General features: G+C 75.6%; 10 protein-coding genes. 3 read left to right on the top strand and 7 right to left on the bottom strand.

Features of this window, described 5'->3' with window-relative positions:
- From GTW08_RS10775 to GTW08_RS10765, 3 genes are all read right to left on the bottom strand, one after another.
- A partial coding sequence (locus GTW08_RS10775) for a phosphonate ABC transporter ATP-binding protein (protein ID WP_346009889.1) occupies window positions 1–587 on the bottom strand: 587 nt, incomplete at its 3' end.
- On the bottom strand, window positions 584–1,495 hold the full coding sequence (locus tag GTW08_RS10770) for a phosphate/phosphite/phosphonate ABC transporter substrate-binding protein (RefSeq protein ID WP_073575020.1): 912 nt from the start codon (window positions 1,493–1,495) through the stop codon (window positions 584–586). The genes GTW08_RS10775 and GTW08_RS10770, both read right to left, overlap by 4 nt.
- A gap of 14 nt (window positions 1,496–1,509) precedes the next feature.
- The gene (locus GTW08_RS10765) at window positions 1,510–2,748 is read right to left on the bottom strand and encodes a TIGR03364 family FAD-dependent oxidoreductase (protein ID WP_304580082.1); all 1,239 of its coding nucleotides are present in this window, start codon (window positions 2,746–2,748) and stop codon (window positions 1,510–1,512) included.
- A gap of 56 nt (window positions 2,749–2,804) precedes the next feature.
- Here GTW08_RS10765 and GTW08_RS10760 point away from each other — a divergent pair, with 56 nt between their 5' ends.
- Window positions 2,805–3,539 carry a GntR family transcriptional regulator gene (locus GTW08_RS10760; protein ID WP_217266874.1) on the top strand — a complete coding sequence of 245 codons (735 nt, stop codon included), beginning with the start codon at window positions 2,805–2,807 and terminating at the stop codon, window positions 3,537–3,539.
- Window positions 3,540–3,795: 256 nt separating this feature from the next.
- Here GTW08_RS10760 and GTW08_RS10755 read toward each other — a convergent pair whose 3' ends face one another.
- The gene (locus GTW08_RS10755; RefSeq protein ID WP_073575021.1) at window positions 3,796–4,851 is read right to left on the bottom strand and encodes an alcohol dehydrogenase catalytic domain-containing protein; all 1,056 of its coding nucleotides are present in this window, start codon (window positions 4,849–4,851) and stop codon (window positions 3,796–3,798) included.
- A 140-nt stretch (window positions 4,852–4,991) separates the two neighbouring features.
- Between GTW08_RS10755 and hchA the strand changes: the two genes are divergently transcribed.
- A complete protein-coding gene (gene hchA, locus GTW08_RS10750; protein ID WP_073575022.1) occupies window positions 4,992–5,870 on the top strand; it encodes a glyoxalase III HchA in 879 nt (292 codons plus the stop codon).
- A 15-nt stretch (window positions 5,871–5,885) separates the two neighbouring features.
- Here the strand turns inward: hchA and GTW08_RS10745 are convergent, their stop codons facing one another.
- The 3 genes from GTW08_RS10745 to GTW08_RS10735 are packed head-to-tail and all read right to left on the bottom strand — an operon-like array spanning window position 5,886 to window position 10,794.
- A complete protein-coding gene (locus tag GTW08_RS10745) occupies window positions 5,886–8,609 on the bottom strand; it encodes a molybdopterin-dependent oxidoreductase (protein WP_073575023.1) in 2,724 nt (907 codons plus the stop codon).
- Window positions 8,606–9,412 (bottom strand): FAD binding domain-containing protein, encoded by an 807-nt coding sequence (locus tag GTW08_RS10740; RefSeq protein ID WP_073575024.1) that lies wholly within the window; start codon window positions 9,410–9,412, stop codon window positions 8,606–8,608. Before GTW08_RS10740 ends, GTW08_RS10745 begins: the two co-directional genes overlap by 4 nt.
- A 5-nt stretch (window positions 9,413–9,417) precedes the next feature.
- Window positions 9,418–10,794 (bottom strand): 8-oxoguanine deaminase, encoded by a 1,377-nt coding sequence (locus tag GTW08_RS10735; protein ID WP_073575025.1) that lies wholly within the window; start codon window positions 10,792–10,794, stop codon window positions 9,418–9,420.
- 92 nt (window positions 10,795–10,886) lie between these two features.
- Between GTW08_RS10735 and GTW08_RS10730 the strand changes: the two genes are divergently transcribed.
- On the top strand, window positions 10,887–11,332 hold a 446-nt coding region (locus tag GTW08_RS10730; protein ID WP_202416980.1), incomplete at its 3' end, for a PucR family transcriptional regulator ligand-binding domain-containing protein.

Here is an 11,332-nt window from a genome sequence, read left to right as displayed (position 1 = left end):
TGCAGGACGGCGAGCACGGCGAGGTGCTCGGTGTGGGCGAGCTCGGCGAGCAGGCCGAGCACCTGCTCGGCGGCGGCCGGGTCGAGCGCGGACACCGGCTCGTCGGCGAGCAGGACCCGGGCGCGCTGGCACAGTGCGCGGGCGACGGCGACCCGCTGCTGCTGCCCGCCGGACAGCGACCCGGCGCGGTCGTGGGCGCGGTCGGCGAGTCCGACGCGGTCGAGGCAGCCCATCGCCTCCTCCCGCAGCGCCCGCGGGAACAGGGACGGGACCAGCGAGGACCGCAGCGGGAGCCGTCCCAGAGCACCGGCGCAGACGTTGTCGAGCACGGTGCACCGGGTGACGAGGTGGATCCGCTGGAAGACCAGCGCGACGTCGAGCCGTCCGCGTGGCCGGCCGTCGACGAGCACCCGCCCGAGGTGCGGGGTCAGCCCGGCTGCTGCGCGCAGCAGCGTCGACTTGCCCGAGCCGTTGGCGCCGAGGACGGCGAGCAGCTCCCCGGCGTGGACGTCGACGTCGACGCCGTGGAGGACCTCGCGGTCGCCGTAGCGCACCCGGGCACCGCGGACCTCCAGCAGCGCGCTCACTGGACGTCCTTCTCGGTCAGGCCGAGCGTGCGGGCCAGCTCGAACAGCGGCGCATAGGTGTCGCGGGTGACCGGGACGAGCTTCCCGGGCGGGGTGACGTCGAGCAGCGCGCCGATCTCCCCCACCGCCTGCGGGTCGAGGTTCAGCAGGGCGTCGGTGACGGCGGCCTTGAACGCCGGGTCGAGGTTGCCGCGCACGGTCACCGGGTCGTTGGGGATCGGCGCGGAGGTCCAGAGCCGGCGGAACCCCGCCGGGTCGAACGTCCCCGACGCGGTGGCCGAGGCCAGCTGCTGGGAGTTGATCTCGGCGGCGTCGACGGTGCCGTTGGTCAGCGCGAGCAGCGCCTCGGGGTGACCGCCGGCGTAGTCGACCCGGACGTCGGCGGGGGCGAGCCCGGCGTCGAGCAGTGCCTTGCGCGGTAGGGCGTCACCGGAGGTGGAGCCGACCGAGCCCAGGGCGAGGGTGCGGCCGCGGAGCTGGGTCACCGTGGTGACCTCGGAATCGCGCGGCACCCAGATCCCGGCGGTGTAGGCGGACAGCTCCCCGGTCGCGGTGCCGAACGAGGCGACCGGCTCGGCCCCGGCGCGCTCGGATGCGAAGACGTAGCCGAGCGGGCCGAAGATCCCGATCTCCAGGCGGTCGTTGCGCATGGCGAGGACCTCGGCCGCGTAGTCCTCGGTGACCTGCACCCGGACCGGGCAGCTCAACCGGCGTTCGAGGGCGTCGCCGAGGATCTCCGCGGCGGGCACGAGCTTCGCCGGGTCCTCGAACGGTTCGATGCCCATCCGGATCTGTCCGCCGGGGCAGGTGGGCGACTCGGCGACGGTGGGGCCGGACGGACCGGCGCAGGCGGTGAGGGCGAGGCTCGCGGCCAGTGCGGCGACGGCGAGCAGGCGGGGGCGGCGCATGGGGGTCTCCCGTTTCAGAGGACGCGGTCGAGCACGGCCGGTGCGAGGCCGAACGCGGTGGTCATGCCGATGCCGGAGGTGACCGCGACGGCGGTCGTCGCCGGCGCGACCGGGCGGATCAGGAGCTCGCCGGGGGCGTCGGCGTAGACGCCCCGCCAGCGGCGGACGACGTCGACGCCGGTCCCGAGCAGCGCCCGGGTCTCGGCGAGCAGCAGGTCGTCCAGGGTCTCGTCGGTCCAGGGCTCGGGTGTGCGGTCGTAGTGGTGGGTGTCGCCGACGACGAGGTCGCCGCCGGGCAGCTGGGTGAGCATGTGGTTGACGCCCGCGTCGAGCAGGTCCGGGCGCTCGGTGCGCCAGCGCTCGCGCAGTGCGGCGGCGCCCGCGGTGCCCGACAGGGCCGGGTAGCGCAGCATCGAGCTGCCGGTGAGCAGGGCCGGGCCGATCGTGAGCGGGGTGTGCGGGCGGACCTGCAGCATCTGCAGGACGCAGCGCCGCAGGCCCGCGTCGTCGGCGAGTCCGGGGACGAGGCGGTCCAGGTCGTGACCGACGCAGAGGAGGACCCGGTGGGCCCGGAACTCCCCGCGCCCGGTGCGGACGACCACCGGGCCGTCGCCGCTCGCGTCCCCGATCCCGCCCGCCCCGGTCTCACCGGACCCGGCGCCGGCCCCGTCGATGCCGTGCACCGGGCAGCCGAAGTGGATCTCGGCACCGGGCCGGCCCGCGAGCCACGCCGCGATCGCCCCGGCCGCCCGGCGCTGCTCGACCCGCAGGTCACGCGGCAGGAACGCCCCGCCGTACAGGCCGTCGCGGGCGACCGGGACCCGGTCGACGACCTGCGCCGGGTCGAGCAGCTCCACGTCGTCACCCCGGATGGCCGCGAGCTCCTCGAGCGCGGCGCGCTCCTCGGCCGACCGGGCGACGACCACGGTGCCGCACTCGGCGACGCCGAACCCGGCCTCGGCACCCAGCCGCAACCAGGTGCCGCGGCCGCGGGTGGCGAGCTCCAGCGCATCGCCGGTCTGGGCGGTGAGGCAGCCGTGGCCGAAGTTGCGCACCGAGGCCCCGACGGCGTGCTCGTCACGCTCGAGCACGGTCACGTCCAGGCCGCGCTCGACGGCCTCGACGGCGTGGGCGAGGCCGACGACGCCGGCCCCGACGATCAGGAGGTCACTCGTCCGGGTCACCGGGGGGACGGTGCCAGCCGGATGTCCCCGACCGCAATGACTTGTCGATACAAGTTGGGATCTGTTCACCTGCCCGACCTCTGGACGTCGTGCTCAGCGCCCTGGCACTTGTAGAGTCACCAGCCGTGGGGACCCCGTTGCACCGCACACTGGCCGACGAGCTGCGCGCCCGGATCCGCAGCGGCGCGATCGGTGTCGGCGAGGCGCTGCCGTCCGAGGCCGAGCTGTGCCGGGAGTTCTCGGCGTCGCGCGGCCCCGTCCGCCAGGCCCTGGCCGCCCTGCGCGACGAGGGCCTGATCGGCGGCGGGCAGGGCCGGCGCCCGGTGGTGCTGGATGCGGTGCCCGCCCAGCCGTTCGAGTCGTTCCTGTCCTTCACCCGGCGCGCGGAGCTGACCGGCCACGTCCCGGGCCAGCGCCTGCACGAGATCGCACTGCGGCACCCGTCGCCCGCGGTGGCGGCGGCGCTGGGCCTGGAGCCCGAGGACTACGCGGTCCAGCTGATCCGGCTCCGCCTGCTCGACGACCGCCCCGCGATGCTGGAGCGGATGACGTACGTGGAGAAGGTCGGGCGCGCCCTGCTCGACGCCGACCTCAACGCCGGGTCGATCTACGCCCTGCTCACCGGCCAGGGCGTCGACCTGCACGCGGCCCGGCACACCTTCGACGCCGTCGCCGCCGACGAGCTCGACGCGTCCCTGCTCGGCGTCGAGGTCGGACACCCCCTGCTCCGCGAACGGCGGCTGACCTGGGACGCCGCCGGGGACGCTCTCGAGTGGTCGGAGGACCGCTACCGCCCGGACGTCGCGACCGTGACGGTGACGAACACCCGCAGCGGGCGGGGTGGGTTCGCGCGGGAATGAGCGGGCGGGAGCGGGTCCACCCGCGGGTGGGCTGCGACGCGCTCCCGCCGGCGACGGCGGTGCCCGGACCGGGGGTCGCACCGCCGCCACCCCTGCCGCCGCCGCTGCCCCTGCCGCTGCCGCTCAGAGGTGCCCCTGTTCTGAATTCGCTTACCGGGTAAGCGAATCGACACACACATCCCCTCCGGAGCCGGGAGAAGGACCGCCCTGCCGCATCGGTTCGTGCGATACCCCGGCCCGGCGATCGGGAGCGACGTCAGGGACGCACGGCCTGGCGCGGCGCCGCACCCGGCAACCCGGCGGCGGCGAAGGCGTCGTCGAGCGCGTCGAGGGACCACGGGCCACCGGTCAGCTCGGCGAACGGGAACCGCGTGTGCTCCGCGACGAGGAACGCGACCGCGGCGGCGAGGTGGCGGGGGGCGTAGTTGTGCACGCCGACGACCGTGTGCAGCCCGCGGACCAGGCGTTCCGGGTCGAGTCCCACCGCGGGGCCGGGCAAGACCGACCCGGCGAGGACGGCGGTGCCGCCGACGTCGAGCGCGTCGAGGCAGGCGCGCACGGCGGCGGGTGCACCGGACAGCTCCAGCGCGACGTCGAACGCCCGCTCCGGCGGGGTCCCGACCGTGTCCGCTGCGCCGAAGCGACGGGCCCGGGCGCGACGGTCGGCGTGCGGGTCGGCGACCACGACCTCGGCACCCGCGCGGGAGGCCATCGCGGCCGCGGTCACGCCGAGCATGCCCGCACCGGTCACCAGCACCCGCGTTCCCGGGCCCGGCGAGCCCGCGGCGTCGAGGACCGCGGCGACCGTGGCCGTCGCGCACGAGGCGGGTGCGGCGACCTCGTCGGGCACCGCTGGAGGGACGACGACCGTCGCCGTGCCCGGGACGAGCAGGCAGTGGGTGGCGAACCCGCCGGTCAGCGGACGAGCCTCGTCCAGCGGGGCGTGGCCGTACTTGTGCAGGTCGGCGCATTTCTGCGGGATCCCGCGACGACAGCGGCGGCACTCGCCGCAGGACGCGGCGACCGAGAAGACGATCCGGTCGCCGGTCCGGACCGGCGCGGCGTCGACGTGGCGCAGGCCCGGCGCCGTCGCGACGACCCGCCCGACCTGCTCGTGCCCGAGCACCCCCGGCACCGGCGACGAGCGATGACCGCGGGTCGTGTGCAGGTCCGAACCGCACACCGTCGCCAGGTCGACCGCCACCAGGACCTCACCCGGCCCCGGCTCGCCGAGCGCCGTCGTGACCAGGCGGAACGGGGTGCCGACCCCGTCCCAGCGGGCGTAGCGGGCGGTCGTCACGGGAGCTGCCATGTCCGCGACGGTCGCACCACCTCGCCGGACCGTCCACCACCCTGTATGGACAAGTTGGTGAACGCACGGCGGCGGGGTTCACCGGCACCGGGCGGGGGTACGCCGTGCGGGTACCGCACGAACGACCCGGAGGCACCCCGATGTCCGACAGCACGCTCAGCAAGGACCCGACCGCGGACCCGGCGGAGCACGAGGCGTACTTCCCGTCGCCGTACTCGCTGGACGCCTACACCGCGCCGAGGACCGACTTCGACGGTCTCGCCACCGAGCGGAACGCCTGGTCCGGCGGCCGCTGGAAGGTGCTCGTGCTGGCCACCGACGAGCGCTACCTGCGCATGGGCAACGGCACCTTCTTCTCCACCGGCAACCACCCGGTGGAGACCCTGCTCCCCCTGCACCACGTCCTGGAGGCCGGGTTCGGCGTCGAGATCGCGACGCTCACCGGCAACCCGGCGAAGTTCGAGTGGTGGGCCTACCCCGGCGAGGACGAGGCGGTCGGCAGCGCCCGCGACACGCTGCTCGCGCAGTGGCGGGCCCCGAAGTCGCTGGCGGAGGTCGTCGAGCGCGAGCTGGGCGAGGACTCGGACTACCTCGCGGTGTTCGTCCCCGGCGGGCACGGTGCGCTGTCCGGGCTGCCGTTCTCCACCGACGTCCGGGACACCCTGGAGTGGGCGATGCGCACCGACCGGCTCGTGGTGTCGCTGTGCCACGGGCCCGCCGCGTTCCTCTCGACCCGCATCGGCCGCGGCCGATCGGCGTTCGAGGGCTACGAGATGTGCGTGTTCCCCGACGCGCTCGACGCCGGCGCCAACATCGACATCGGCTACCTGCCCGGTGAGATGCCGTGGCTGCTCGGCAAGGCCCTCCAGGACGAGGGCGTCCGTGTCGTCAACGACGACATGACCGGCCGCTGCACCACCGACCGCAACGTCATCACCGGCGACAGCCCGCTGGCCGCGAACGAGCTGGGCAAGCTCACCGCGACCGCGCTGCTGGAGCACGCGCGCCGCCGGGGCTGACCCCGCCCCGGCGCCTCAGGACGCCGTGCCACCGGCCGCCAGCCGCCACACCCGGTCGCGGCTGAACGGCTGGTGGTACGGCCGCACCCCCAGCGCCCGGCGGATCGCGTTCGCGACCGCGGGCGCGACCGGGTTGTAGGGCGCCTCGCTCATCGACTTCGCGCCGTAGGTGCCGAGCGCGTCGTGGGTGCGGGCGTACCGCACCTCGGTGTCCGGGACGTCGGCCATCTGCGGCACCCGGTAGGTGCGGAACACCGGGTTGAGGATCTCCCCGGACTCCCCCACGTACACCTCCTCGTAGAGCGCGCTGCCCAGCCCCATCGCGGCGCCGCCCTCGACCTGCCCGCGCAGCTGCTCGGGGTTCAGGACGGTGCCGGCGTCGACGGCCTGCACCGAGCGCAGCACCCGGACCTCGCCGGTCGCGGTGTCCACCGCGACGCGCACGCCGTGGCAGTTCGCGGTGATCGCCCGCGCGGTGCCGGGCTCCTCCCCCGTGGCCACCAGCCCCGCGGGCGAGGACGCGGCGGCCAGCACGTCGTCGAGCGTCCACTCGCCGCCGGGCGCCGTGACCCCGGCCGCGTGCAGCTCCCCGCCGCCGGTGACGGCGAGGATCCGCTCCCGCAGCGCGGTCGCCGCGGCGTGCAGTGCCTTGCCCGCGACGGTGGTGCCCGCGGAGGCGAACGCCCCGGTGTCGTAGCCGCAGGCGTCGGTGTCGCCGTGGTGGGCGTCGACGCGGTCCGGGGTCGTGCCGAGCACGGTGGCGACGACCTGGCGGTGCGTGGTCGTGGTGCCGTTGCCGAACTCGACGGTGCCGGCGCCGAGCCGGTAGCGCCCGCCGGGCAGCAGCGTCACCGTGGTGGTCGCGGCGTGCCCGAACGGGGCCATCGTCGTCATCATGCCCAGGGCGACACCCTCCCCGACCCGCCATGTCGGGCCGTCGGGGACCGGGTCGCCGGTGCCGTCGGCCAGGGCGTCCTGGACGAGGTCGAGGCACTGGTCCATGCCGTAGCTGGTCCAGTGCAGGTCGTGCTCCGGCTCGCCGTGGTGGGCGACGTGCAGCGGGTCCCCGGCGCGCACCATGGTGCGCCGGCGCAGCTCGAACGGGTCGAGGCCGGTGGCGATCGCGAGCTCGTCCATCGCGGACTCGACGGCGAACATCACCTGGCCCAGGCCGTAGCCGCGGAACGCGCCGCTGGGCACGTTGTGGGTGTAGACGACCTCGGCGTCGAGGCGCTTGACGGGGCAGTTGTAGACGCTGACCGACTCGGCGACGGAGTGGAACAGCACCCCGCGGGAGTGGTTGCCGTAGGCGCCGGTGTCGGACAGGACGTCGAGCTTCATCGCGGTGAGGTGGCCGTCGTCGTCGGCGCCGAGGGTGACCGCGACCCGCATCGGGTGGCGCAGCGCGGTGCGGGTGAACTCCTCGGACCGGGTGAACTCGTGGGCGACGGTACGCCCGGTCCGCAGCACCGCGAGCCCGACGAGGTCCTCGGCGAACATCTCCTGCTTGCCGCCGAACCCACCACCGACCCGCGCGGTGTGCACCCGGACCCGGTCCGGGTCGAGTCCGAGGACGCGGGCGAGCTCGCCGCGGGTGAGGAACGGGACCTGGGTGCCCGCCCGCACGACGAGCCTGCCGTCGTCGTCGAGCGAGCCGATCGCGCCGTGGCACTCCAGCTGGGCGTGGGCGACCCGGCTGGTGCGCCAGGTGCCGGTGACGGTGTGCGCGGAGGCGCGCAGCGCGGCGTCGACGTCGCCGCCGTGCCCGCCGTGCAGGGCGAGCACGACGTTGCGCCCGGCGTCGTCGACGCGGTCGGCGGGGGTCCGGTCCGGGTGCACCGACGGCGCACCGGGCCGCCGCGCCGCCTCCGGGTCGAGGACGGCGGGCAGCACCTCGTAGTCGACGGCGATCAGCGCGCAGGCCGCCTCGGCCTGCGCCGGGGTCTGCGCGACGACGGCGGCGACCCGCTGCCCGACGTGGCGGACGACGTCGTCGAGCATCCGGGTGTCGTCGGGGTCGTCGGTTCGGTGCTCGTGCCGGGCGGTGGAGTAGCGCAGGTCCGGCACGTCGTGGTGGGTCAGCACCAGGGCGACGCCCGGTGCGGCTGCGGCCGCGGTGGTGTCGATCGACCGGATGCGGGCGTGGGCGTGCGGGGAGCCGAGGATCCGCAGGTGCAGAGCCCCGGTGAGGTCGGTGTCGAAGGTGAACGGCTCGCTGCCGGTGACGATGCGCTCCGCGGCCGGGGGCCGCGCCGAGCAGCCGACGGTGCCGGCGGTCCCGTCCGGGTCGCGCGGGGCGCAGCCGCCACGGACGCCGGTCTCGATCGCCTCGCGGATGCTGCGGTAGCCGGTGCAGCGGCACAGGTTGCCCTTCATCCGCCTCGGCAGGTCGTCGAGGTCGTCGGGGGTGAGCGCGGTGGCGGTGACGATCTGGCCGGCCGTGCAGAACCCGCACTGGAACCCGAACTTCTCCACGAACGCGGCCTGGACCGGGTGCAGCTCCCCGTCCGGCCCGGCCAGCCCGGCGACGGTGGTGACCCGCGCGCCGTCGAGACGCTGGGCGGGGATCAGGCACGAGTGCACGGGCCGGTCGTCGAGCAGGACGGTGCAGGCGCCGCAGTCCCCGGCGTCGCACCCCTTCTTCACCTCGAGGTGCCCGTGCTCGCGCAGGAACGTGCGGGTGCACTGCCCCGGGGCGGGCTCGGCCTCCAGCTCGGTGTCGTTGACGTGCAGCTTCACGACAGCTCCTCCCGGATCTGCTCCAGCAGCACCGCGCTGACCCCGTGGCGCCAGTCCGCGGAACCGAGCGGGTCGGTGTACCAGCCGTCGACGGCGTCGACGTCGGCGCGCAACCGGTCCGCCCCGGGCACGCCGGCCGGGTAGCGCAGGACGGTGGGAGCCTCGGTCGCGGCGGTGATCACGAACGTGGCGGCGCCGCCGTCGGGTGCGGTGTCGACCCGCCCGGTGAGCACGGCGCCGGAGCGGCCGAGCTCGGCGAGTGCGATCCTGCGGAAGGCGGTGCGGGCGCGGAGTGCGGCGCCGGGCAGCTCGACCGCGCGCAGGACCTCGCCGGGGCGCAGCGCGGTGGTGCCGTTGCCGGTGACGAGCGACGCGACGGGGGCGCGGTACTCCTCGCCGTCGGGGGTCCAGACGACGGCGAGCCCGTCGAGCGTCGCGGCGAGGGCGACCATCCCGGCGGCGGCGTAGGCGCGGCAGATGTTCCCGCCGACGGTCGCGGTGTGCCAGATCTTCCACGACGCGAGCAGGGCGTGCGCGCACTCGGCGAACAGCGGGGTCCCGGTGCGCTCGCCGTACGCGGCGAGGTCGGCGATCGGGCAGGTCGCGGCCACCGACAGGCCGCCGTCGGGCAGGTCGGAGAGGGGTTCCCAGCCCATCGTGGTGAGGTCGACCAGGCCGGTGACGCCGGGCTGCGGCTCGGAGAACAGCCACGTCCCGCCGGCGAGGATCCGCTCCCCCGGCGCCAGCGCCAGGTCGGCGCGCTCGCGGGCGCGCCGGAACCCGGTGACGGTGTGCAGGTCCATCCTGCTCACCCGGCCTTGGCCACGAGGTCGCGGTGCACGGCGGCGCACTCGGCGGCGACGGCGGCGGTGTCGACGGTGAGCACGGTGTCCCGTTCGACGACCGGGCGCCCGTGCACGAGCAGCAGCTCCAGCGGCGGCGGGGTGCCCAGGACGAGGGCGGCGACCGGGTCGGCGACGTCGCGGTGCCGGAACCCGTCGAGCCGCCACAGGGCGAGGTCGGCGAGCTTGCCGGTCTCGATCGACCCGATCTCGTCCTCGCGACCGAGCACCCGGGCACCGCCGAGCGTGCCGAGCTCGAGGGCCTCGCGCACCGACAGGGCGCGGGGGCCGCCCGCGGCGCGGGCGAACAGGACGGCGTGCTTGACGTCCTCCAGCAGGTGGGTGCCCTCGTTGGAGGCGGCGCCGTCGACGCCGATCCCGACCCGGGCGCCCGCGTCGACGAGGTCGCGGACCCGCGCGATACCCGCGCCGAGCCGGCCGTTGGAGGTGGGGCAGTGCGCGACGCCGGTGCCGGTCGCGCCGATCGTCTTCACCGCGTCGTCGTCGAGGTGCACGGTGTGGGCGAACCACACGTCGGGCCCGGTCCAGCCCAGGTCGGCGACGTACTCGGTGGGGGTGGCCCCGAAGCGCTCCCGGCAGTACGCCTCCTCGTCGTCGGTCTCGGCGAGGTGGGTGTGCAGCCGCACCCCGAGCTCGCGGGCCAGCGTCGCGGACTCGCGCATCAGCTCCGGCGTCACCGAGAACGGCGAGCAGGGGGCCAGCGCGATCCGCAGCATCGACCCCGGCGACGGGTCGTGCCAGCGGGCGACGGCGTCGGCGGACGCGGCGAGGATCTCGTCGCGGTCGGAGACGACGTGGTCCGGCGGCAGCCCGCCCGCGCTGCGCCCGAGGTCCATCGAGCCGCGGGTCGGGTGGAACCGCAGCCCCACCTGCTGCGCGGCGCGGATCTCGGCGCCGAGCACGTCCCCGCCCTCGCGGGGGAAGACGTAGTGGTGGTCGGTCGTGGTGGTGCAGCCCGACAACGCGAGCGCGGACAGCGCGCCGGTGGCGCCGGTGTGCACGGCGTGCTCGTCGATGCCCGCCCACACCGGGTACAGCGTGGTCAGCCACTCGAACAGCGTGTGGTCGACGGCGAGCCCGCGGGTCACCCACTGGTAGAGGTGGTGGTGGGTGTTGACCAGGCCCGGGGTGAGCAGGCAGCCGCGGGCGTCGACCCGGCGGTCGTAGGACCCCGCCGGGGCGGGACCGGGCCCGACGCCCGCGATCCGTTCCCCCTCGACGACGACGTGCCCGCCGGGGATCTCCTCCCCGGTGACGGTGACGACGTGGGCACCTTCGATGGCGGTCCGGTGTGCGGTCCGGCCGGCGCTCGGCTGCTGCATGGACCCAGTGCACCGCGCGCCGGTCACCGGGAGAAGGCACCGCCGTGACGAATCGGGATCCCCCGCGGCGCACCGAGTTGTAGGTTTCTCCCATGCTGCTCTCGGAGCTCGTCGCACGCCCGGAGCTGCGGCTGCGGGTCCTGCACGGCTCGGCGGCCGACCTGGACCGGTCCGTGCGATGGGTCTACCCGACCGACCTGCCCGACCCGTCGCGCTACCTGGGCGGCGGTGAGCTGGTCGTGTCCGGCCTGGTGTGGCGGCGGACGCCCGCGGACTCGGAGCGGTTCGTCGCGGCGGTCGCGCGGTCCGGTGCGGCGGCGCTGGTGGCCGGGGAGGCCGTGTTCGGCGACATCCCGGCCGACGTCGTCGACGCCTGCCGCCGCCACGACCTCGTGCTGGTCGCGGTGCCGGTGGACGTGTCGTTCGGCGCGGTGACCGAGGCGGTGATCGGGGCGCTGTCCGCGGCCCGCGGGGACCGGCTCGCCCACACCCTGGGCCGGCACCGGCGGCTGCTCGCCGCGTTCGCCGGCGGCGCGGA

It is taken from the genome of Pseudonocardia sp. SID8383, from assembly GCF_009864975.1.
GTDB lineage: Bacteria > Actinomycetota > Actinomycetes > Mycobacteriales > Pseudonocardiaceae > Pseudonocardia > Pseudonocardia alni.
Note: the sequence above shows the minus strand (reverse complement) of the source record. Positions and strands in the feature narration are given on the sequence as shown.